The sequence below is a fragment of the Propionivibrio sp. genome, assembly GCF_049316945.1.
GTDB lineage: Bacteria > Pseudomonadota > Gammaproteobacteria > Burkholderiales > Rhodocyclaceae > Propionivibrio.
Genome location: NZ_JBMOJE010000081.1, coordinates 1 through 24,147 on the forward strand (window position 1 = coordinate 1; position 24,147 = coordinate 24,147).

General features: G+C 59.8%; 16 protein-coding genes. 8 read left to right on the forward strand and 8 right to left on the reverse strand.

What is annotated here, in order from left to right; genetic code table 11:
- Positions 1–105: 105 nt before the first annotated feature.
- From ispE to ACOYNV_RS17125, 3 genes are all read right to left on the reverse strand, one after another.
- Complete coding sequence (ispE, locus tag ACOYNV_RS17115) at positions 106–963, reverse strand: 4-(cytidine 5'-diphospho)-2-C-methyl-D-erythritol kinase (protein WP_422901009.1); 858 nt, start codon at positions 961–963, stop codon at positions 106–108.
- Complete coding sequence (gene lolB, locus ACOYNV_RS17120; protein WP_422901010.1) at positions 960–1,568, reverse strand: lipoprotein insertase outer membrane protein LolB; 609 nt, start codon at positions 1,566–1,568, stop codon at positions 960–962. The genes ispE and lolB overlap by 4 nt, the downstream gene beginning before the upstream one ends.
- 158 nt (positions 1,569–1,726) lie before the next feature.
- Entirely contained in the window at positions 1,727–3,481 is a 1,755-nt protein-coding gene (locus tag ACOYNV_RS17125) for a tetratricopeptide repeat protein (protein ID WP_422901011.1), read from the reverse strand.
- 90 nt (positions 3,482–3,571) lie between these two features.
- On the opposite strand from ACOYNV_RS17125, the gene mutM reads away from it, so the two are divergent.
- The 3 genes from mutM to ACOYNV_RS17140 all read left to right on the forward strand — a co-directional run bounded on the left by mutM (position 3,572) and on the right by ACOYNV_RS17140 (position 10,859).
- On the forward strand, positions 3,572–4,399 hold the full coding sequence (mutM, locus tag ACOYNV_RS17130; protein WP_422901012.1) for a bifunctional DNA-formamidopyrimidine glycosylase/DNA-(apurinic or apyrimidinic site) lyase: 828 nt from the start codon (positions 3,572–3,574) through the stop codon (positions 4,397–4,399).
- A 101-nt stretch (positions 4,400–4,500) separates the two neighbouring features.
- The gene (locus ACOYNV_RS17135; protein WP_422901013.1) at positions 4,501–6,456 is read left to right on the forward strand and encodes a dynamin family protein; all 1,956 of its coding nucleotides are present in this window, start codon (positions 4,501–4,503) and stop codon (positions 6,454–6,456) included.
- Between the two features lie 314 nt (positions 6,457–6,770).
- On the forward strand, positions 6,771–10,859 hold the full coding sequence (locus ACOYNV_RS17140; RefSeq protein ID WP_422901014.1) for a DEAD/DEAH box helicase: 4,089 nt from the start codon (positions 6,771–6,773) through the stop codon (positions 10,857–10,859).
- A gap of 4 nt (positions 10,860–10,863) precedes the next feature.
- On the opposite strand, the gene ACOYNV_RS17145 is transcribed toward ACOYNV_RS17140, so the two are convergent.
- The 5 genes from ACOYNV_RS17145 to ACOYNV_RS17165 form a co-directional block, all read right to left on the reverse strand.
- Positions 10,864–11,124 carry a YfhL family 4Fe-4S dicluster ferredoxin gene (locus ACOYNV_RS17145; protein WP_422901015.1) on the reverse strand — a complete coding sequence of 87 codons (261 nt, stop codon included), beginning with the start codon at positions 11,122–11,124 and terminating at the stop codon, positions 10,864–10,866.
- Positions 11,125–11,142: 18 nt separating this feature from the next.
- Positions 11,143–11,643: a pantetheine-phosphate adenylyltransferase gene (coaD, locus tag ACOYNV_RS17150; protein WP_422901016.1), complete on the reverse strand. Its 501-nt coding sequence runs from the start codon at positions 11,641–11,643 to the stop codon at positions 11,143–11,145.
- Positions 11,633–12,193: a 16S rRNA (guanine(966)-N(2))-methyltransferase RsmD gene (gene rsmD, locus ACOYNV_RS17155; protein ID WP_422901017.1), complete on the reverse strand. Its 561-nt coding sequence runs from the start codon at positions 12,191–12,193 to the stop codon at positions 11,633–11,635. The genes coaD and rsmD overlap by 11 nt, the downstream gene beginning before the upstream one ends.
- 292 nt (positions 12,194–12,485) lie before the next feature.
- A complete protein-coding gene (locus ACOYNV_RS17160; protein ID WP_422901018.1) occupies positions 12,486–13,778 on the reverse strand; it encodes a M16 family metallopeptidase in 1,293 nt (430 codons plus the stop codon).
- Positions 13,779–13,789: 11 nt separating this feature from the next.
- Positions 13,790–15,166 (reverse strand): M16 family metallopeptidase, encoded by a 1,377-nt coding sequence (locus ACOYNV_RS17165; RefSeq protein ID WP_422901019.1) that lies wholly within the window; start codon positions 15,164–15,166, stop codon positions 13,790–13,792.
- 94 nt (positions 15,167–15,260) lie between these two features.
- On the opposite strand from ACOYNV_RS17165, the gene ftsY reads away from it, so the two are divergent.
- From ftsY to ACOYNV_RS17190, 5 genes are all read left to right on the forward strand, one after another.
- Positions 15,261–16,292 (forward strand): signal recognition particle-docking protein FtsY, encoded by a 1,032-nt coding sequence (gene ftsY, locus ACOYNV_RS17170; RefSeq protein WP_422901020.1) that lies wholly within the window; start codon positions 15,261–15,263, stop codon positions 16,290–16,292.
- Between the two features lie 170 nt (positions 16,293–16,462).
- Positions 16,463–17,125 (forward strand): cell division ATP-binding protein FtsE, encoded by a 663-nt coding sequence (locus tag ACOYNV_RS17175; RefSeq protein ID WP_422901021.1) that lies wholly within the window; start codon positions 16,463–16,465, stop codon positions 17,123–17,125.
- Positions 17,122–18,021, forward strand: a complete 900-nt coding sequence (gene ftsX / locus ACOYNV_RS17180; RefSeq protein WP_422901022.1) for a permease-like cell division protein FtsX — start codon at positions 17,122–17,124, stop codon at positions 18,019–18,021. Before ACOYNV_RS17175 ends, ftsX begins: the two co-directional genes overlap by 4 nt.
- 282 nt (positions 18,022–18,303) lie before the next feature.
- Complete coding sequence (locus ACOYNV_RS17185; RefSeq protein WP_422901023.1) at positions 18,304–22,188, forward strand: PAS domain S-box protein; 3,885 nt, start codon at positions 18,304–18,306, stop codon at positions 22,186–22,188.
- Between the two features lie 432 nt (positions 22,189–22,620).
- Positions 22,621–23,994: a branched-chain amino acid ABC transporter substrate-binding protein gene (locus ACOYNV_RS17190; RefSeq protein ID WP_422901024.1), complete on the forward strand. Its 1,374-nt coding sequence runs from the start codon at positions 22,621–22,623 to the stop codon at positions 23,992–23,994.
- Positions 23,995–24,147 lie beyond the last annotated feature (153 nt).

Here is a 24,147-nt window from a genome sequence, read left to right on the forward strand (position 1 = left end):
CCGCAGAGGTTTCGCAGAGAATACCTTTAAAAACAATGGGGTTCCTCTGCGTTTCCTCTGCGGCTCTGCGCCTCTGCGGTGGATTCTTGATATTTTCACAGGCTCTCAGGCAACAAGCCCGTGCAGCGGGTGACAATCCAGACCCGCCGCGACCCAGCCGCGCATTCCGCCAGGCAACTGGCGGATAACGGCTTCGGCTTTTTCCTGCCGATCAAACCCGGCAAAGACGCAGGCGCCGGAGCCGGTCATGCGCGCCTCGCCGAAGGCAGACAGCCAGCGCAGATGTTCGGCGACGGCAGGAAAGCGCGCTACGGCCACCGCTTCCAGGTCGTTGCCGCCGAAACCCGGTTTCCAGTCTGCCGCAAGGATCGGCAGGGTGTCGCGCTTGAGTTCGGGGGCGCCGAAAATGGCGGCCGTCGGCACCTGCACGGGCGGTTCCAGCACCACGTACCAGGCCGGCGGCAAAGCCACCGGCTGCAGCGTTTCGCCGACGCCTTCGGCAAAGGCGTTGCGCCCGAAAACGAACACCGGCACATCGGCGCCCAGCGCCAGCCCGATTTCCTGCAGGCGCTGGCGCGGCAAGCCAAGCTGCCAGAGATGGTTGAGTGCCAGCAGCACGGTGGCAGCATCCGAACTGCCGCCGCCCAGACCGCCGCCCAGCGGCAGGCGCTTCTCGACGCTGATTTCTACGCCTTTCCGGCAGCCGCTTGCAGCCTGCAATAAATGCGCTGCGCGCACCGTCAGATCGCTTTCCACCGGCACGCCGGGCAGCGGATTGGTCAAGACAACGGCGCCATCATCGCGCGGGGAAAAATGCAGGCGGTCGCCGTGATCGACAAAGCGGAACAGGGTTTGCAGCAGGTGGTAGCCGTCGGCACGGCGTCCTGTGACGTGGAGAAAAAGATTGAGCTTGGCCGGCGCCGGGTAGACGCTCTGCCAATTCCACAATATCTCGCTGCTCACGGCGTCCCGTCTGCCGGCGGCAGACTGTTCCACTCGTCGATGCGCAGACGCAGTTCGAAACCGCCCACGCGTTCGGCGAAGACGCGATTGGGCGGCGCCTGCGGATCGTCGCTGGCGTAACCGTAGTCGATGCTCCAGTCCTCATGGCGCAGACGCAGCGGGCGTTGATAGGCATCCAGTTCGGCCAAACCTTCCGCGGCGCCCCGCCCGCGCACCCAGTCGGTGAGTCGTGCCAGCGGCAACGGGTAACCGAGCACTTGCTGCGTCAGCGTTTCGGCGTCTGGCGCGGCGTACACCTTGCCATCGCTGGAGGTCAGCCGGGCACCGCTTTCGCTGGTGGTGATTTCAGCCATTCCCTGACCGAAGGGCGAGGCCAGCAACAGCGTATTGTTTGCCCCTTGGTGCCGCCAGCTCAGGCGACCGGAATAGTTCTTGTCCTCGTGACGCAGCGAGAACCGTCCCTCCAGCGAGAAGGCTTCAAGTGCGTCACGCGGTGGCGGCGCCGTACCCGGCGACGAAGGTTGGATGGCGCAACCTGCGAGCAGCAGGGCACCCAGAAGTGTTACTCGGCGGCAAGCTCGCTTGAGAACTTGTGGAAATAGCAAAAATCCACCGCAGAGGCGCAGAGCCGCAGAGGTTTCGCAGAGAAAACCTTTGAGAACAAGGTGTTCCCTCTTGATTTTCTCTGCGTCTCTGCGCCTCTGCGGTGAGGGTTCTGGCCTTTCTTCACTGCCACTGAGACGAAGATCAGATCGCCTCCGTTTCAAGGCACGAACTTCTTGACGGCATCCGCCAGTGCCTCATTGTCGGGGTATTTCTTCAGCGCCTCGACCAAGGTGCGCCGTGCATCGTCCTTGCGCCCGAGTGCCCACAGCACTTCTCCCAGGTGCGCAGCAATCTCAGGATCATTCCGCCGGGCATAGGCTTGCTCAAGAAGAGCCAAGGCGCCGGGCAAATCGCCCTGCCGGTACAGTACCCAGCCCAGGCTATCGACAATGAAACTATCCTCCGGTGCCAGTTTGAGTGCTTTCTCAATCAACTCACGCGCTTCGGGCAGGCGAATATTACGCTCGGCATAGGAATAGCCCAGTGCGTTGTAGGCTTGAGCGCTCTCCGGGCGCAATTCGATCAGCTTGCGCAGGCGGCTTTCCAGAATTTCAAACCGTCCGAGCTTTTCAGCCATTAGTGCGCTTTCGTAAAGAAAATCGGGTTGCTCGGGCTGGGCCGCCAGCGCCTGTTCGAGCAGAGCGAACGCCGCCTCCGTCTGCTTGGCCTCGCGCAGCAAGGCCGCTTCCGCAATCAGCAACTGGGCACGCTCCTCCGGGGTTGCCACTTTCGCTTCACTGAGTTGTTGGCGTGCCGCGTCAAGCTTGCCCTGACCGGCCAGAACGTGTGCGCTGCGGAATTGCGCCGGCAGGTATTGTTCGCCGGGACCGACCAGTGCGTAATAGGCCAGCGCCTCGTCGCTGTGCTTGCCCTCTTCGACAATCTGCCCAAGGTAATAATAGGCCAGGCTCTTGTCCGGAATATCAAGCGTCACCAGATGCTTGAAGCGAACCTCGGCCAGCGCCCTGTCGTCCTGCTGCAGCGCCAGTATGGCCGCCGGATAGACAACTTCCGGGCGGTCGGGATAGGCCACCAGCAACTGATCGAAATGGCTCTTTGCTTCGGCATACCGTTTCTCGCCAACCAGCGCACGGGCCAGCGTCAACTGGACGTCACGCGCTTTCGGGTTGCGCTCGACGAAGCCCTGCATGAAGCTGATTGCTTTGGCCGGGGACTCCTGGGCAAGAAGTTGCGCCTCGAGCAAGGCCGCCATTTCCCAATCCGGACGCAACTCGAGCGCCCGCCGCACCTCAGCCAGCGCACGTTCACTCATGCCGCCTGCCGAACCAGCCGCCATGGCCACGGCGTAATGCGCTTCGGCAACGCCAAAGAAAGGCCGGCAGACCTTGTCGATCAAGCTGAAAACGGCCTGGCGATCCTTATTGCGGGCAAACATGCGATTGAGCCCCAGGAGGTTGTCAGCGAGGGATTCCTTATCGACTTCAAGCATGCGAATCAGGCTGGGAGCGAGATCGTCCAGTTGATTGGACAGAATCATGATGCTGACCATCATCTGTTGCGCACGCTTCGATGTGGGTTCGACCTCAAGCCAGAGACGAGTTGCTTCGAGCGCCAGATCGAAACGGCGGGCATATCCGGCCACTTCGACCGTCCGCTCAAGCACTTTCGGATCACGGGAGCGCAATGCGAGGTCGGCGTAGGCCGTGCTGGCCAATACGGCATCGCCGCGCTGCAAGGCGATTTCGGCAAGCAGCACCTGAAAAACCGCCTGTCCTGGCTGATCTGCGTAGCGCGCATCGCCCGGGCGAAGCTCAGTCGATAGCGGGCGTTTGGCTTCGCGCACTGCCGCTGGGCGTTTCGTGGCAACCAGCACTTGGTCGGCGGCCAGCGCCGGCAGACCCAATACAAGTGACAGGGTGGTAAAACAAAGGGTGCGTCTAAGGTGCTTCATGGCTTCCTTGCTTAATCAGATCACGGCTGCTTGGAGTTGTTTGCGGCATAATGGTTTTACGCATGTTATGGAATTATATCGGTAGCAGCAATGCCAGAACTCCCTGAAGTAGAAGTTAGCCGTCAAGGATTATTGCCCTATCTGCCGGGGCAGCGCATCGTCAACGCAATATTTCGCACACCCAAACTGCGCCACGTCATCCAGGCCGGGCTTTCCACGCGGATATCGGGGCTACGCGTCGACGCCATAGCCCGGCGTGGCAAATATCTTCTTTTCGACTGCGAAAGCCGCCACGGCGGCGGCTGGCTGATCCTGCACCTCGGCATGTCCGGCAGCTTGCGCCTGGTTGGACCCGCGACGCCGGTGCAGAAACATGACCACGTCGATCTGGTCTTCGCCCACACCACCTTGCGTTTCCGTGACCCCCGGCGCTTCGGCACGCTGCTCTGGCACGAAGGCGATGGCGTTGAGCAGCACCCGCTGATCGCCGTGCTCGGCATCGAACCGCTGTCCCCGGAGTTCGATGGCGACTGGCTGTACGCCCAGACACGCCGGCGCAGCGCACCGATCAAACCCTTGCTGATGGACAGCCACCTGGTCGTTGGCATCGGCAATATTTACGCTTCGGAAAGTCTTTTCCTGGCCGGCATTTCACCCTTGCGCGCCGCCAATCGCATCAGTCGCGAACGCTACCGGAGGCTTGTACCGGCCATCCAGACAACGCTTGAAACCTCCATCGCCGCAGGCGGCAGCAGCGTTCGCGACTACGTACATAGCGATGGCGGCGCGGGTTGTTTCCAGCTTTCCTGTGCCGTCTATGACCGCTGCGGGGAACCCTGCCCGGCCTGTGGCCGACCAGTGCGCTCGGTGCGCCAGGCTGGTCGATCCACCTTCTACTGCCGGATGTGTCAGCGATGAATAATCGGTGCATAAGCCACTTCAACAACGCTCTCGCATGTAATTGATTGGGCAAGACTTTGTGATAGAGTGAAGAAATATTTTTCGCGCTGGAATCCGTCATGTCGCTTGCCCAACAATTTGCCGCCTACACCGAATGGCGCACTCAGCTCTCCGCAGGCCTCGATGTTTTCCGCAAATGGCTCTCAGAGAACGAACTCAGCGACGCCCAGACGGATCTGCGTATCGCTTTGTTACTGGAAAAGTTGCGCGAGGATCGTCTGCACGTGGCCTTTGTTGCCGAGTTCTCGCGCGGCAAGTCGGAACTGATCAACGCCATTTTCTTTGCCGATTACGGCAGCCGCATGCTGCCCTCGACGGCTGGTCGCACCACGATGTGCCCGACCGAGCTGATGTACGACCCGGACAAGCCGCCTTGCATCGAGTTGTTGCCGATCCAGACCCGCGAAACCAGCACCAGCATCAGCGAATACAAACGCTTCCCGGAGGAATGGAAAGTCATTCCTCTCGATACCGAATCGGCCGACGCCATGCAGGAGGCGCTGCGTTCGGTCAGTGAAGTGGAGCGCGTTTCCCCCGTAGTTGCCGAGAAGTTCGGTTTTTCTTCCGGTGACAAGCAATCCGCCGTGGTTCGACTGGCTGAAGACGGCCTGGTCGAAATCCCGCGCTGGCGCCACGCCATCATCAACTTCCCGCACCCGCTGCTCAAGCAGGGTCTGGTCATCCTCGACACGCCAGGCCTCAACGCCATCGGCACCGAACCAGAATTGACGCTATCCCTGCTGCCCAACGCGCACGCCGTGCTTTTCATCCTGGCTGCCGACACCGGAGTTACTCAGTCCGATCTGGCGATCTGGAACGAACACATCGGCGCACCGGGCGGACGGAAAAAGGGGCGCATCGTCGTTCTGAACAAGATCGACAGCATGTGGGACGAACTGAAGTCGGAAGAAGAGATCAACGCCGAAATCACCAAGCAGACCAATAGCTGCGCGTGGACGCTTGACCTGCCATCGAGCCAGATTTTCCCCATTTCGGCGCAGAAGGCGCTGGTCGCCAAGATCAATAACGATGGGGCATTGCTCAAACGCAGCCGGCTGCCCGATCTCGAATCGGCGCTTTCCGAGGTACTGATTCCGGCCAAGCAGGAAATCATTCACGAAAACACCGGCGCCGAATTTGCCGACATCTACATGCGCATGCGCGGACTGCTCGAATCCCGCCTCGCCGGCCTGCGCGAACAACTCGGCGAACTGACCGAACTGCGCGGCAAGAACAAGGGCGTCGTCGAATACATGATGGGCAAGGTACGTATCGAGAAGGAAGAATTCGAGTCGGGTCTGCAGCGCTACTACGCGGTGCGCAGCGTCTTCTCGCAACTGACCAACAAGCTCTTTGGCCACCTTGGTCTTGACGCACTACGCACGCTGACTTCATCGACACGCGCCACAATGATCGAAGCGACGTTCTCGAAAACGTTGTCGGACGCGATGAAGAACTTCTTCAACGTCACTCGCGCCAATCTCGGCAAATCAGACGGCGAGATCAGCGAAATCCTGGCCATGATGGAGGCGATCTACAAGAAGTTCTCGGTTGAACACGGCCTCAAGCTCGGTACGCCGACCACCTTTTCGCTGATCCGTTACCAGAAGGACATCGACCGTCTGGAATACTGGTGCGATACCCACCTGAACACCATGTTCCAGTTGCTGACGCACAAGAAGGACAAGGTCACGCAGAAGTTCTTCGAGGAAGTCGCCACGCAAGTCAGACGCGCTTTCGAACGTGCCAACCGGGACGCGGAAACGTGGCTGAAAGCGGTCATGGCGCCAATGGAAACCCAGGTTCGCGAGCATCAGATCCAGCTCAAGCGCCGACTGGAGAGCATCAAGCGCATTCACCAGGCGACCGACACGCTCGAAGATCGCATCAACGAGCTGGAGCACGTCGAGAACAGTCTTGTGGCACAGATCCGATCGATCGAGAAGGTCGGCCAAGGCGTTCAGCGGGTATTGAAAAAACCGGTCATCCGCCGAAATATGCGCAGCGCCGCCTGACAAAAACCGGGTTTGCGGCAGCGCATCTGAAATCAGTTGCGAAATCCGGCTGGTGGTGGCCATTTTGCGCGTCGTGGCACGGCAAAGCCGCTCGATACAAGAATGCAGATTGATCAGAACAGGCTGGATCTTCAATTATCATATGGCACAGGGCTTCAACTTCCTGAAAACGACACCCTCCCGATACCAGCTATCGCCTCAGCCCCACAAACTGCACATGGCCTGCACGCCTACTTTTTCTCAGACCGATGAAACCAACAAACCTGATTGACTGCTTTTCCGCACTCCCACCCCCCCAGCAATTCATTGTTGCCATGCTTGCCCTGGTGGGACAAGCGCCGAGCAAGAACCATTTGCTGAACTATCTGCGTGATGCGCAGGTTAGAACGGCGCGGGGTAGCCCGTACTCGGGCGGCACCATCGACCCCGCCCTGTCCGACCTGGTCACCCTGGGCCTCGTCATTCGCTCCAGCACCGGTACCTTACAGTGCGCTGACGCATTGCTGGCACCGGCCATTCAGTTGCTGATCACCAGAAATGCCTTGAACAGGTTCTGTGCCGCCGTAGAAGCCAATGAAAGGGTGCCCATCTATAGCAATCAGCTTTACCTGACCAGCTTCCCCCAAGGCCTCCTCCGGCTGCATGTCGAACTGGTGCGTGGCAGCGCACCCGACGAGGTGCATAAATGGCTGGCGGCTATCAGCAAACGGTTTTCCTGTACCGTGCATCCCTATGCCACCGCCTTGGGTCGCCCCTTCAACAAGTCGGTGATGACGCTCCTGCATCCCGAAATTCGGGAAGAGGTCATGGCCGAACTCCTGAACGAAGCCCATGACTCCCTTGAGGATGCCTTGCAGATGCGCGAATGGTCGGCGCAAAGGCTCGCCGGCCCCGGCGAGCACAACGCCCGTCTGATAAATTCCCTGGCCGAACAGTGGCTGCTGTGCGGTCGATTGGACAAAGCCGCCCAATTGGTCGAAGCACGCAATGATAGCGACGGGCAGGCCTGTCGCAGCGTCATTCTGCTGTTGAAGGGTGACCTTGCCGGAGCTATCAGCGGCTTCGAAAGCGCACTCAAGCTATTGCGTCAGTCTTCCGGCAAGCGTAATGCCGTCTTTATCAACCTCTATGGTTATCTGTATGTGCTGGCGCTGTTGCGTAGCGACGAAGCGGCGCTGAGGAAAAAGGCAGAGAACTGCCTCAACCTGGCTTTGCGTGCTCCGGGGGCAAAATCATCGCCATTCGCCAGTCTCGAATTTCTGCTTCAGGTGCAGGCAGGCACCCGCAAGGCCATTGAATCGAAAATCCTTCCAGCGCCCGTTTCCCCTCTGGCAAAACTCTTTTCGCTGCTGGTCGAATATTGGCTGGGCGTCGCACTGACTCAAGAAAGGAAGGCTTTGCTGGTGGACTTGTGGCGATCCACCGAGGCTTCAGGTTCTCATTTCATCACCGCGCAGGCGGCCGAATTGCTGTCTCGCCAGGTGACCGGGGTCGGCAGCGGCTATCGTGAGCGTGCGAGCACGCTACGCCGGGAACTGGGTATTGACACCCTGATCGACTGGTTCGAACGGCAAGAGCCCTGGCAGCGCCAACTCGCGGCGCTGGCCAATTTACAGGCATCGGGGGAGACCGTCACGGACTCGAGCCAGTCCCGTCTGGTCTGGATGCTGAATTACTTGCCGAAGATAGAAGCGGTCAGCCTCGCCCCGCGTGAGCAGAAGCGCAAGGGAAAAGGTAACTGGACGGGAGGCCGTGCGGTAAGCCTCAAGCGTTTATATGATTCCGACGATCTGGATTTTCTGACCGATCAGGATCGGCAGGTTTGCGCGGGAATCGAAAGAAATTACGACAACTATTACGGCGGCGACTACGAACTCGATGGTCATGACGCCCTTGCCCAGCTGATCGGTCATCCCCTGGTGTTCTGGCATGACCTGCCGGAGGTCAGGGTCGAGATACTGCGTGGCGAGCCTGAATTGTTGATCAAGAAAACCGCTGGCGACACGCTCACGCTTCGCCTGCACCCCCCGCTTGACATCCTGAATGAGACCGTCCTGATCAGCAAGGAAACGCCGACTCGGCTGCGCGTCATCAAGGTGACCGACGAACTGCGGCGGATCGCTTCCATTCTTGGCAAGGAACTCACGGTGCCAGCACGCGCCAGGGAGCAGGTGCTGGCCGCAATCAGTTCGATCTCCTCGCTGATTACCATTCAGTCCGACATCCATGTATTGCCGTCCAATGTCGAACAGGTCGAGGCTGACAATCGACTCCACGTGCATCTGCTGCCCCATGCAGACGGCCTGAAACTGCAGGTTCTGGTGCGTCCTTTCGCGACCGATGGTCCCTACTACACCCCTGGAGCCGGCGCTGAAAGCGTGATCGCCGAGATCGCCGGCAAACCCTTGCAGGCACGGCGCAATCTGGCTGATGAAACCCGCGCCGCCAGCCAGCTCACCGCCAGTTGTCCGGCCTTGCTTGAGGCCGGCGATGAGCACGGCGAACGCACCCTCGAAGACCCGGTGGCCTGCCTGGAGTTATTGCTGCAATTGCAGGCGCAGCCCGAGAAGGTCTTGATCGCCTGGCCGGAAGGCGAGAAATTCAAGGTCAGCCGCGAAGTCGGTTCGTCTCGCTTCTCGGTGTCCATCAAACGCGACATCGACTGGTTTGCCGCCGGGGGCGAGTTGCAGGTCGACGACAACCAGGTCATCGACCTGCGCAAACTGCTCGACCTCATGGGCCAGGCGCGGGGGCGTTTCATTCCGCTGGGCGACAACCAGTTCCTCGCGCTGACCGACGAGTTCCGTCGCCGACTCGACGAGCTTCGCGCCTTCTCCGACCCCCATGCTCACGGGGTGCGTGTGCACCCGCTGGCCGCCAGTGCGCTCGAAGAACTGGCCAATTCCGCAGGCAATCTCAAAGCCGACAAGCACTGGAAGAGCCACCTTGATCGCCTGCGCGAACTCGATACGCTGGCGCCGCAATTACCGGCCACCTTGCAGGCCGATCTGCGCGACTATCAGGTAGCCGGCTTCAACTGGCTCAGTCGTCTTGCCCACTGGGGTGTCGGCGCCTGCCTGGCGGACGATATGGGTCTGGGCAAAACCCTGCAGGCGCTGGCGCTGCTTCTGGAGCGTGCGCCGCAAGGCCCGGCGCTGGTGGTTGCGCCCACCTCGGTGTGCATGAACTGGATGAGCGAGATCGCTCGCTTTGCGCCGACCCTCAAGGTCATTCTGTTTGGCAGCGGCGACCGCAACCTGACCCTCGCCGATCTCAACCCCTTCGACCTGGTCATTGCCAGCTACGGCCTGCTGCAGCAGGAAGCCGATCGCTTCACGGCGGTCCATTGGCACACCATCGTCCTCGATGAAGCGCAGGCGATCAAGAATCACCAGACCAAACGTTCGCAATCCGTCATGGCCTTGAACGGTGATTTCCGCATGATCTGCACCGGCACGCCGCTGGAAAACCATCTGGGCGAATTGTGGAACCTGTTCCGCTTCATCAATCCCGGGCTGCTCGGTTCGCTCGAACACTTCAACGAACGCTACGCCGGGCCGATCGAGCGTCAGCAGGATGCCGCTGCCCGCAACCGCTTGCGCAAACTGATCGCGCCCTTCCTGTTGCGGCGAACCAAATCGCAGGTGCTCTCCGAATTGCCTTCGCGAACCGAAATTCTGCGCCAGGTCGAAATGTCCGAGCAGGAAATCGCCCTCTACGAAGCCCTGCGGCGCGAGGCGCTGGAGAGGCTGGCGTCGATAGACCTGGATAGCGGCGGCCATGGCGGACAAAAAAATATCCAGATTCTTGCCGAGATCATGAAGCTGCGTCGCGCCTGCTGCAATCCGCAGTTGGTCGCCCCGGCGCTGGGGTTGCCCAGCAGCAAGCTGGCGGCCTTTGGTGAACTGCTCGATGAATTGCTCGACAACCGTCACAAGGCACTGGTCTTCAGTCAATTCGTCGATCATCTCAGCCTGATCCGTAACTATCTCGACGGGCGAGGCGTGAGCTATCAATATCTCGACGGTTCCACCCCCATGCAGGAACGGAAAGTTCGCGTTGACGCCTTTCAGGCGGGGGCGGGAGATGTTTTCCTGATCAGCCTGAAAGCCGGCGGCACCGGCCTCAACCTGACTGCCGCCGACTACGTGATTCACATGGATCCGTGGTGGAACCCGGCGGTCGAAGACCAGGCTTCCGACCGCGCCCACCGCATCGGACAGACGCGGCCGGTGACCATCTACCGGCTGGTGGCCAAACAGACCATTGAAGAAAAGATTGTCGACCTGCACAAACACAAGCGCGCCCTGGCCGACAGCCTGCTCGAGGGCAGCGATCTGGCCGCCAGAATGTCGGCGGACGATATGTTGCAGTTGTTGCAGGAAGAAATGCGGAACAGGTAAAACCTCAGCCCGGGCGCTTGTTACCCGTCAGTTTCTCGTATTTCACCCACAACTGGTCGTCGCTTTCCGGATGATTGACATCCTTCGGGATGCAATCGACCGGGCAGACTTCGACACACTGCGGCGTGTCGTAGTGACCGACGCATTCGGTGCATTTGTTCGGGTCGATCTCGTAAATTTCTTCACCCTGGAAAATTGCCTCGTTCGGGCACTCGGGTTCGCACACGTCGCAGTTGATGCATTCGTCGGTAATAATCAAAGCCATGGTTGCTGTTCCTTCAGATCATTGAAATTTTTCGGACACTCTTTTCGCCAGCCGCGCACAGATTTCCGGATGGACAAACTTGCTGACATCGCCGCCGAGAATGGCAATTTCGCGCACCATTGTCGCCGAGATGAACATGTATTTTTCACCCGGCGTTAAAAACAGGGTCTCGACATCGGGATAGAGATTCCTGTTCATCCCCGCCATCTGGAATTCATACTCGAAATCCGACGCCGCCCGCAGGCCGCGCAGAATTACCTTTGCACGCTTGACGTGCAGAAAATCCATCAGCAGGCCGTCAAACCCGCAGACTTCGACATTCGGATAGCGTACCAGCAATTCTTTCGCAATCTCGACCCGCTCAACAAGCGAAAAGAAGGGGCGCTTGGAGCGACTCTCGGCAATGCCGACAATCACATTATCGAAGAGACAGGCCGCCCGCCGGATGAGATCCTCGTGACCCCGAGTTATCGGATCAAAGGTGCCCGCATAGATTGCCGTTCGCTTGTCAAGCGTCATCTGACTTGCCTCGTCGCATCAAGTGATAAAAAACCTGCCCCGCTCGACCACTGCGCACTGTACGCCAGTCACCACAATCTTCCAATGCATGCTCGGCTTCAACGTAAAGCACGCCTTCCTCGGTCATCAATTCCGGCAAGAGCGGGGCCAGTTTTTCAATCCAGCCCTGCTTGTAAGGGGGGTCAAGAAACAGCACATCAAAACGCAAACCGGCCGAGCGCAGTGAGGAAACGAATCTTACCGCATCCGCGCGCACAATCTGCAACAGCCCGCCAGCATCAAGCGCAAGTGCATTCGCTTCAAGCGCCGCCAGCACCCTGGGCGAGTTCTCGACCATCACCACCTTGGCCGCGCCACGCGAGGCCGCTTCAAAGCCCAGCGCGCCACTTCCGGCAAACAGGTCAAGGCAGGACAGCCCGGTCAGATCCTGGCCCAGCCAGTTGAACAGGGTTTCGCGCACGCGATCCGGGGTCGGTCGCAAGCCCTCGGCATCAGGGAAATTCAGGATTCTTCGCCGCCATTTGCCACCGATGATGCGCACTGTATTCAATACTCAGATCACCTATTTAAAATACGAAGGCTTAACCCTAGAAAAGGCAGTTGACCACAGCGAACACGGCGAACACAACGGAAAATCAATGGCTTGCAATATTTTCATGATTCACCCTTTGGGTGAGCCATGAAATCCTAAAAAACTGAGGCATTTCGCTGTGCCCGCCGTGTTCGCCGTGGTTAAACTGAGGTTTCAAGGTTAACCACAACGACACCACGAGCACAACGATTAAAGCACTTATTTGATTTCCGTCGTGCTCGTTGTGTCGTTGTGGTGAATGCTTTTTGCCTTACTCGCCGCCGACCACGACGGTGACCATATTCTCCGGTCTCACCTGGCGCGCAAAGGCCGCCCTGATTTCGGCGACCGTGACTTTCTCGACGTTCTCGGCATAGCGCTCAAGGTAGTCGAGTGGCAAACCGTAGAAGCCGATGAGCGCCACGTTTTCAAGAATCTTGCGATTGCTGTCCAGACGCAGCGGGAAGCTGCCGACCATATTCTGTTTCGCCGCCTGCAACTCGGCCGCGCTCGGTCCTTCGGCGAGAAAGCCGGTCAGCACTTCGCGCGTCACCTTCAAGGCGTCGTTGGCCTGCGTTTTTTTCGTCTGCAGCCCGATCTCGAAAGGCCCGGGCTGCGCCAGCGGCTGAAAATAACTGTGCACGCTGTAGGCAAAGCCCCGTTTTTCGCGCACCTCTTTCATCAGTCGGGATACGAAGCCACCGCCACCGAGCGAATAGTTGCCAACGACCAGCGGGAAATAGTCCGGATCGCCGCGTTTGAGCGCCGGCAAACCGATGAGCAAGTGCGCCTGCGCCGCCGGGTGGGCGATACGCTGTTCAGACTTTGCGGGAAGTTGCGGAACCTCCAGTGCGACCGTAGCGCTGCTCGTCGACAAACCGGAGGTAAGCTGCTGCGCCAGTGTTTCGGCCTGCGCCCGCGAAAGGTCGCCGACAATCGTCACGACTGACCGCTGCGCGGTGTAGTTGCTGCGGTAGAAGGCCTCCAGATCGGCGCGCGACAGGGCATTCACCGACTCCGGCGTGGCTTGCCGGCCATAGGCGTGCGCCGGATACATGGCGGCCCAGAACGCCTTGCTGGCAATCGCCTCGGGACGGGTCAAGGCTTCCTTCAGCGAAGCCACGGTACGTGCCTTTTCGCGATCGAAAACCTCAGCCGGAAATTGCGGGCTGACCAGCACGGCGCGCAATATGTCGAGCGCGGGAACGCGCTTGTCGGCTGCCGACAACGTGCGCAAGCTGAGCGACGCCCGATCCATATCGACGCTGCCGGAAAGCTGTGCACCCACGTCCGCCAGGCGGTTGGAGATCTGCGTTTCATCCATTCCCTGCACGCCCATGTCGAGCAAGCCCTGGGTCAGCGCAGCGACGCCGGCCTTGCCCTGCGGGTCATAAGCCGTGCCGGCGACGAAATCAACCTGCACATCGAGAATCGGCAAGTCGTGGTTTTCAACGAAGTAGACGCGCGCTCCGGAAGCGGCAAGCCAATGGTCGATCTTCGGACCGGCGTAGGCCATCTGCGCAACAAACCCCAGGCACAGCAACAATAATTTGAGCAAATTCATCGAAAAACCTCTTAATGACGCGGCGTGGCGGAAGGCACGCGCGGTGACTGCGGCAGTGGCTGCGGGTCGAGTTCGGCAACCGTCAGTTGTTCATCGCGGAAATACTTTTGCGCCACCGCCCTGACCTGCTCGGCAGTTACCACCTGAAGTTTTTCGATCATTCGATTGTTCAGCCGGTAGGAAATTCCCAGCGCTTCAAGCTGGCCGATTTCCATGGCCTGGGCGAACATCGAATCGAGCTTGTAGATTTCACTGGCCACCAACTGCGCCTTGGCGCGGGACAATTCTTCGCTGGAAATACCCTCCTTGACGATGCGCGCGATCTCGGCGCGGAAGCCCGCTTCCAGATCGGCCCGCGTTTTGCCTTCGCTCGGCGAGCCATGCAGATAGAAGAGGCCGGGGCCACGTGCCGTCGAGTCATAGCTTGCACCGGCCGAAACAGCCAGGCGCTGCTCACGGATCAGGTTTTTCGAAAAGCGCGCCGCATCGTGGCCGTCGAGAATGGCCGAGAGCATTTCAAGGGCATAGGGATCGACATCTTTTTCAACATCGCGAATCACCGGCACCTTGTAGCCCATCAGCACCACCGGCAGTTCAGCCGGCGCCTTGACCGTCAGCCGGCGAATGCCCGTCTGTTCCGGCTCGACCTGCGGCTTGCGCGCAGGCAGCGCGCGTGGCTCAAGCGTGCCGAAATACTGCTCGGCCAGTTTGAACACCTCCAGATGATCGACGTCGCCGACCACCACCACGTAGGCGTTGTTCGGCACATACCAGCGCTCGTACCAGTCGCGAGCATCGCTTGCAGACATGCTTTCCAGATCGCTCATCCAGCCGATGACCGGCACCCGGTAGGGATGCGCCTGCAGCGCGACCGCACCCATCTGTTCGAAGAGCAGCGACTGCGGCTGGTCGTCGGTACGCAGCCGGCGCTCTTCCATGACCACCTTGAGCTCTTGCGTAAACTCCTTGGGGTCGAGGTTCAGATGCCGCATGCGATCGGCTTCGAGCTGCATCATCTGCTCCAGCTTCTGCTTCGGCACCTGCTGGAAGTAGGCGGTGAAATCCTTGCTGGTGAAGGCGTTATCGCGCCCGCCCGCCGCCGCCACCAGGCGGCTGAACTCGCCCGCACCAGTGCTTGGCGTGCCCTTGAACATCATGTGTTCAAGCAAATGCGCAACGCCGGTCGTGCCGTTGGTTTCGTCCATGCTGCCGGCGCGATACCAGACCATGTGCGCTACCGTCGGTGCGCGGCGGTCTTCCTTGACGATGACGCGCAAGCCATTGGCCAGTTGATGTTCAAAGGGGTTGGCCAGCACGGCTGCCGGCGCGGCCAGCGCCAGTATCAAGGCAGTCAGTCTGGTGATTCGTCTCGCGTTGCGTATGGGCATGGATGGCTTCTGTTAAAATTTGATCAGCAGGTCAATTGCGACGGCATCTTACCATCGCCACATTCCCCGAATCCTTCAGAGACAAGAAAGCACCATGTTTGGTTTCCTCAAGAAGTCTACAGACGCCAAAGCCCCGGCGCCGGTCAACGTTCCGGTCAACATTCCCGCCAGCGCCCCTGCCATCACTCCGGCCAGCCCCCCGGCGAACACTGCGCCCGAGCTCTCCTGGCGTGACCGCCTGAAGGCTGGACTGGCGCGAACCCGGGCGCAATTCGGCGGAAAACTGAAATCGATTTTCTCGCGCGGCAAGGTCGATGACGAGTTGCTCGAAGAGCTTGAAACCCTGTTGCTGACCAGCGATGTCGGCATGGAAGCCACGCAGCATCTGCTCAGCGAACTCAAGGCGCGGGCCAGGCGCGACAAGATCGAAACCCCGGAAGGCATCCAGCAGGCGCTCTCGGCGGCCCTGCACGATCTATTGCTGCCGCTTGAGAAGCCGCTTGAAATAACGGCGCACCGCCCGTTCATCATCATGATCGCCGGCGTCAACGGCGCCGGCAAGACGACTTCGATCGGCAAGCTGGCCAAGTACTTTCACGCCCAGGGGTTGTCCGTATTGCTGGCTGCCGGCGACACCTTCCGCGCGGCAGCACGCGAGCAGTTGCAGGCCTGGGGCGAGCGCAACAATGTAACCGTGATTTCGCAGCAGTCCGGCGATCCGGCTGCCGTCATCTTCGACGCCATCGCCGCCGCCAAGGCGCGCGGCATCGACATCGTGCTGGCCGATACCGCCGGTCGCCTGCCGACCCAGTTGCACCTGATGGAAGAAATTGCCAAGGTCCGTCGCGTCATCCAGAAAGCCGACCCCAGCGCCCCGCACGAAACCCTGCTCGTCCTCGACGCCAACTTCGGGCAGAACGCGCTGCAGCAGGTCAAAGCCTTCGACAAGACGATTTCGGTTACCGGCCTGGTCATTACCAAGCTCGACGGTTCGGCCAAGGGTGGCGTCATTGCCGCGATTGCCCGGCAATGTCCGAAGCCGATCCGCTTCATCGGCATCGGCGAAGGCATCGACGACCTGCGCCCCTTCGTCGCCCGCGACTTTGTCGATGCGCTGTTTGAGTGATGCAGAATTAACACCCACCGCAGAGCCGCAAAGGGCACAAAGATGACGCAAAGAAAATCAAGGGCGAAATCAAGGGCGCAATCAAGGGCTTTATCCAGGCAACCTGCCGCTTTCCCTTTGCGAACCTTTGCCACTTTGCGGCTTTGCGGTGGACGTTCAGGGCGTCGCTCATGATCGCCTGCTCGACGGTCAGCAAACGCTATCCCGAGGGACTTGAAGCGCTCAAGAATGTCAGCTTCGAGATTGGCTCCGGCGAAATGGTGTTCATCACGGGGAACTCGGGGGCCGGGAAATCGACTTTGTTCCGCCTGCTGGCGGCCATCGAGCGCCCGACTTCGGGCAGCATCGTGGTCAACGGGCAAAACCTGGCGGCGCTGCGCAAAAGTGCCATTCCCTACCTGCGCCGCAATTTCGGTCTGATCTTTCAGGACCAGAAGCTGCTTTTCGACCGCAGCGTGCTGGCCAATGTCCTCTTGCCGCTGGCTATCGTCGGCCTGCCGGCCAGGGAGGCCAAGCGCAGGGCGCGCGCCGCGCTCGACAAGGTCGGGCTGCTCGACCGTGAAAAGGCGCACCCGATTGCCCTCTCCGGTGGCGAACAGCAGCGGCTGGCCATCGCCCGCGCGGTGGTCAATCGTCCGTCCATCCTGCTCGCCGACGAGCCAACGGCCAACCTCGACACTGAATCGGCGTCGGACATCCTTGAGATCTTCCGCGCCTTCCATCAGGCAGGTGTCACCCTGGTCATCGCCACCCATGATCCGCAGTGGATGGCACGTTTCTCCCCGCGCGTGCTGCGGCTCGACCGCGGCCATCTGCTCGAAAGTGCCGCATGACCACGTTCTTCGCCCAGCACCTCGCCGCCCTGCTCGACGCGCTGCGCCGACTGGTCGCATCACCGCTCAACACCTTGCTGTCGCTGCTGGTCATCGGCATCGCACTGGCGCTGCCCTGCGCCGGCTGGGTCGTTCTCGACAACCTGCGCGGCATCTCCGGCAGCGCTTCCGGCATCCAGCAGATCAGCATTTTCATGGTTATTGACGCCAGCAAGAAAGAAGTCGGCGAAGTCGAATCAAGACTGCGCGCCGCCAGGCCGGGAAGCTGGCGTTTTGTCTCCAGCGAAACGGCTTTGAAACGCCTGCAGTCTTCCGAGGGAATGAGCGAGATCATCGCCAGCCTGCCGAAAAACCCGCTGCCGGATGCCTTTGTCGTCGAGCCGGCGGATACCCGGCCGGATGCGCTGGAACGGCTGGCCAAAACGTTCTCCGGCTGGCCGAAGGTCGCCCATGTCCAGCTTGATTCGGCGTGGGTCAAGCGCTTTGACGCCTTCATTCGCATCGGCAAGCTCACCATCAACCTGCTCGCCGGCCTGCTCGCCGGTGCGCTGGTGGCCGTGACTTTCAACACCATCCGCCTGCAGATTCTGGGTCGGGCGGCCGAGATCGAAGTTGCCAAACTTATCGGCGCCACCGATGCCTTCATCCGCCGGCCGTTCAATTATTTCGGCGCCCTGCAGGGTGCGCTCGGCGGCCTGTTCGCGGCGCTGCTGGTCAGCCTCGGCGCCTTGCTGCTGGCGGCACCGGTCGGCGAACTCGTCGCGCTGTATGGTGGCAACTTCGTCCTGCGCGGCTTGCCCGCCGGCGGCATCGCGGCACTGGCCGGAATTGGCGCCGCGCTCGGCTGGCTGGGTGCGCAACTGTCGGTATCGATTCATCTGCAGCGCATCGGCTGAATTCGACGAAATTCATTAACCGGCCTGCAAGCCAAGCAGGGCGGGCACCTTGAGATTGACCGCCGTTAAAGCCCCTGTTTATGCGCCTCTCGCGGCATGCCGTCCGTAGACCGCCTATTGACGGGCGTTGCGGGGCAATATAAAAAGCCGATACCGGCTGCTCAAGCTGAAAACCGAACTCTACCGGTTACCTGCTTTCCTGGTTAAAAATAAATACAATCGGGTATTTTCAGGGCCGGACTTCATGATTAGCCTTATAGAGGAGGACGGTGGATCCTGCGGATGGATGTTCCATTAGCGGTCTGCCGACCCAATGCGCTGGTTCTCATGGAAGGTATCGGTGCTCCTGGAGATAGATCATCGATGATGGACATCCTCGTGAAGCCGAAGATCTTTCAGTGGCATTCGATCAAGACCAGATTGACCCTCCTGATACTGGTCATTTTCGTGATCAGTATCTGGTCGCTGTCGTTTTTCATCAGCCGGATGTTGCGCGATGACATGCAGCGCCTGCTCGGTGACCAGCAATTCTCGGCCGTGTCCTTTCTCGCCGATGAAGTGAATCAGCAACTGAGCGACCGCGTCACGGCCCTGGAGAAAGTTGCCGCCAGAATCAGCCCGGCCCTGCTGGCCGATACCGCCGCCCTGCAGTCCTTTCTGGAAGAGCACCTGATCCTTCAGGATCCGTTCAACAGCGGCGTCGTGGTTCTGAACATTGAGGGCACGACGATTGCCGAGGCAGCGCTAGTGGCAGAACGGATCGGCGTCAACTACATGGACCGGGATTTCGCGGTCGGCGCGCTCAGGGACGGGAAGGCGACGATCGGCCGGCCGGTCGTCGGCAAGAAGCTGCTGGCTCCGCTTTTCGTCATAGCGGTGCCGATTCGCGACGCGCAGGGCCAGGTGATCGGCGCCCTGGCGGGGGTGACCAATCTGGGCCTGCCCAATTTTCTCGACAGGATTTCGGAACACCAGTACGGCAAGACCGGCGGTTACCTTCTTGTTGCTCCGCAGTACCGGTTGATTGTCACCGCCACCGACAAGAGCCGCATCATGGAAAGGTATCCCGATCCCGGCGTCAATCCGGTGCTCGATCGCTTTATCGATGGCTACGAGGGATCTGCCGTTTACACCAGTGTCACCGGTGTCGAAATACTGTCCTCGTCCAGGCACATGCCGGTGGCGGGCTGGGACATGGTGGCCAACCTGCCGACCGCCGAAGCCTTTGCCCCGATCCGCGACATGCAGCAGCGCATGCTGTTCGCCACGCTGCTGCTCACCCTGCTGGCAGCAGCTCTGACCTGGTGGATTCTGAGGCACCAGCTTTCACCGATCTTTGACACCATGCAAACGCTGGCTTCCATGGCCGATGACAGCCAAGCCCTGCAACCCTTGCCGATCACCAGCCAGGACGAAATCGGCCAGCTCATCGGCGGCTTCAACCGCCTGCTGAAAACCCTGGAGCAACGGGAAGAAGCCCTGAAGGCGAGCGAAGCCTTCAAGAACAGCATCCTCAATTCGGTGGCCGCCGAAATCGCCGTCGTCGATCGCGACGGGATCATTCAGGCGGTCAACGAACGCTGGCTGCGTTTTGCCCAGGAAAATGGCAGCGAGCCCGGCCGGCCGGCGCCACATACCGATGTCGGCAGCGACTACCTGGCCTTCAGCAAGGCCGGCAGCGAGTCAACGGAGTCTATGTCAGCCACCTCCCTTACATCCGTTACAGCGCGGGAGGCTTTGCGCGGGATCGAGTCGGTTCTGGACGGCCGTTTGCCCAGCTTCAGCCTCGAATACCCCTGCCATTCTCCACAGAAACAGCGCTGGTTCACGATGATCGTCATGCCTCTGGGGCATAACGGCAGTCAAGGCGCCGTCATTTCACACACCGACATCACCGACCTCAAGCGCGCCGAGCAGTACGAACAGTTTCGCAGCCGCATTCTGGAAATGCTGGCCGTCGGCGAGCCCCTCCCGGTCATTCTTGAAGCCCTTGCGCTGGGTGTCGAGGGCGTGAATCCCCGCATGCTGTGCAGCATCATGCTGCTCGACAGCGAAGGCCGGCATCTCGGCATCGGCGCGTCGCCCAGCCTGCCTGATTTTTACAATGTGGCGATGGACGGAATAGAGATCGGCGAGGCGGGGGGGGGCAGCGGAACAGCGGCCCTGACCGGCCAGCGCGTCATCGTCGAGAACATCGCGATGCATCCCTACTGGGAACCGTACAAGGCTCTCGCGGCGAGCGCCGGATTAGGCGCCTGCTGGGCGCAGCCCATCCTTTCCGCAACCGGCCAGGTGCTCGGCACCTTTGCCATTTATTATCCTGAAGCGCGCACGCCGACGGAATCCGACCTTTACACAATCAAACAATCCGCCAGTCTGGCCAGCATCGCCATCGAGAGAAATCTTGCTGCCGAAAAGCTGCGCAACAGCGAGGCGCTCTACCGACTGCTAACGGAAGATGCGACTGACGTGGCCTGGAAGCTGGACCGCGATCTGGTGTTTACCTACATCAGCCCGACCGATGAACGATTGCGCGGCTACAAGGCCGAGGAGATAATCGGCCACCATGTGTTTGAAACGCTGACCGACGAGGGAATCGCCTACCTCACTGAAAGAATCCGGCAGCGGCGGGAGAGCGAACGGCACGGAATACAAACCGGCACCATAACCCTCGAGGTACAGCAACGCTGCAAGGATGGCCGGCTGATCTGGACCGAGATTCTGTCCACCCCGGAGCGTGACGAGAACGGCAGGATTACCGGCTACCACGGCGTCAGCCGGGACATCGGCGAACGCAAGCGCGCCGAAGAAGCCTTGCGCGAACAGAAAGACTTTTTTTACCTGATCGCCGAGAACATTGGTGACTTCATCGCCGTTCTTGACCTGGAGGGGCGTCGACTCTACAACAGCCCGTCGTACAAGAAATTTTTTGGCTCCCCCGATGACTTGTTTGGCAGCGATTCCTTCGCCGAAATTCATCCGGATGACCGGGAACGCGTCAAACAGGTCTTCAGGGAAACCGTGCACACCGGCGTCGGACGCCAGATCAGTTATCGCTTCCTGATGGCCGACGGCAGCATCCGCGAAATGGAATCGCGCGGCAACGCGATCCGGGATGGCGAAGGCCGGGTTGATCGTGTGGTCGTCGTGTCGCATGACGTCACCGAGCGCAAGCAGCTGGAAGAAAGACTGCGCCTGCAAAGCGACCTCAATCAGCGCTATCTCGACACGACACTGGCGCTGATGGTCGAGCTTGATGGCAATGGCAAGATAACGATGATTAACCACGCTCTTGAAAGACTCCTGGGCTACACCGAAGGCGAACTGCTTGGTCGTGACTGGTTTGCTGCCTGCATACCTGAGCCCGAGAGTACGGATGTCGTATTACCGGTATTTCGCCAGATAATGGCTGGTGAAATCAAACCATTTATTGAGTTTGAAAACAACATCCTGTGCCGGGATGGCCGCCAGCGCATGATTGCCTGGTACAACAGCTACCTGACAGACAGTGCCGGCCAAATCGTCGGCTCATTCAGTACGGGCGTAGACATCACCGAGCGCATCCAGTTGGCAGAACAGGTGCGCCAACTCGCCTTCCATGACCAGCTCACCCAACTGCCCAACCGGCGCCTGCTCGACGACCGCCTGAGCCAGGCCATGGCGGCCAGCAAGCGCAGTGCCTGCTTTGGCGCCGTGATGTTTCTCGATCTGGACAACTTCAAGCCGCTCAACGACGCCCACGGGCATGAAGTGGGCGACCTGCTGCTGATCGAGGTCGCGGATCGGCTGAGAAAATGCGTTCGCGAGCGCGATACGGTAGCGCGCTTCGGCGGCGATGAGTTCGTGGTGATGGTCAGCGAGCTGGTCGTGGATAAATCCGGCTCAATCGACCAGGCCAGTGTTATCGCCGAAAAAATCCGCGCCGCACTGGCCCGGAAATACCTGCTGAAGATCCGGCATGACGGAGCGGCGGAATTATCCGTCGAACATCACTGCACCGCGAGCATTGGCGTGACCTTGTTCATCGATCACCAAGCCAGCCAGAACGAAATCTTCAAGTGGGCCGATTCGGCAATGTATCAAGCCAAGGAGGCCGGCGGCAATTTGATCCGGTTTCATGAGGCGAAAGGCAGCGTAGCCGCAAAGACTGCGGTAGAAGACGATTGATTGCCCCCGTGCCTCTGAGCTTCGCCGGCCTTGTTTATCCTGGAAAATGCAGTTCGTCCACGAAAAACACCAAAAGCACGAAAAAAATCAAGGAAATATTAAGCTGAAGATCACCGCCCAAAGGGTGAATAGAGAAAACGCCTCAAGCTGTTGCTTTTGTTCGTGTCTTTCGTGATTTTCGTGGATGGACTGAGGTTTTTGGTTTATTGGAACCATACCCTGTTTGCATGGTCTGGTAGACGATTGGCAGGGCTTCAAGGAGGCGATGAGTCATTCCTGGTCTGGACATTCCAGGCCGAGGCAGGTAGCAGGTTATTATTGTCTTGCCGGCTCGACTCCCGAGTTTTGCATTGACATCAAGGTAACTGGTCAGCAAAATCGCCCACTCAGTCCGCCCCTTTTGATTCACACCGCTTCCGGAGGTTACAGAACATGACGTATTCGCGCATTCCCAGCATGACGCTTGCTATCGCTGCCGCTATTGCCATGATCGGCTGCAGCCAGAAGGAAGAACCCAAACCAGCCCCGGTTGTTGCTGCACCGGTAGCTGCCCCGGTACCGCCACCAAAGCCTGAACTGACCGTGCAAATCGGTCACGTCGCTCCGCTCACCGGCCCGCAGGCGCACCTGGGCAAGGACAACGAGAACGCCGCCAACATGGCGATCGACGAGCTGAATGCCAAAGCCATTGAAATCGGCGGCGCCAGGATCAAGTTCGTACTGGTTGCGGAAGACGACCAGGCCGATCCGAAACAGGGCACCATCGTGGCCCAGAAGCTGGTCGACGCCAAGGTCAATGGGGTCGTCGGCCACCTCAATTCCGGCACCACGATCCCCGCCTCGAAGATCTATTTCGATGCCGGCATCCCGCAGATTTCCGGCTCGGCGACCAATCCGAAATACACGCAACAGGGCTTCAGCACCGCCTTCCGCGTCATGGCCAACGACGTTCAGCAGGGCAAAGTGCTCGGCGAGTACGCGGCCAGCCAGATGGGCGGCAAGAAGATTGCCATCATCGACGACCGCACCGCCTATGGCCAGGGCCTGGCCGACGAGTTCGAAAAGGCGGTCATCGCGGCTGGCGGCAAGATTGTCGCGCGTGAGTTCACCAACGACAAGGCCACCGATTTTGCCGCCATCCTGACCAAGATCAAGTCGAAGAAAGCTGACGTCATCTTCTACGGCGGTATGGATGCCCAGGGCGGCCCGATGGTCAAGCAGATGAAATCGCTCGGCTTGAAGACACTTTTCCTGACCGGTGACGGCGGCTGCACGCCGGAACTCATCAAGCTCGCCGGTGCGGCCAGTGAAGGCCAGTACTGCTCGCTGCCGGGCGTTCCTCTCGACCAGATGCCGGGCGGCAAAGCCTTCGGCGATGCTTTCAACGCCAAATACGGGCAGATCCAGCTTTATGCCCCGTATGTCTACGATGCCGTGATGGTCATGGTCGATGCCATGAAGCGCGCCAATTCGGTTGAATCGGCCAAATTCCTGCCCGAAATCGGCAAGACCGACTACCAGGGCGTAACCGCCAAGATCCAGTTTGACGAAAAGGGCGACCTCAAGGGCGGTGCCATCTCGCTTTACCAGATCAAGGACGGCAAGTGGGAATACCGTGAAACCATCGGTGGCTCGCCTGTTGCAATGGCCAAGGAAGCCGTGAAAGACGCCGCTGTTGCGGTGAAGGATGCGGCTATCGCCACCGGTGAAGCAGCGAAAGACGTTGTCAAGGATGCGGTGAAGGATGCAGCCGATGCCACCAAGGCGGCAGCGGAAGCAACAAAGGCGGCGGTAGAGAAGAAGTAAGCGCCGCACGCAAATGAACAAACGGCACCTGCGGGTGCCGTTTGTTTGTCCTGGTTTTTATCGGCAATCCACCAACGGCCAGTCATGTTGTACCTGACGCCCTCACCGCGCTGCCGCGCACCCTCTCCCGCGGGAGAGGGCTGGGGTGAGGGC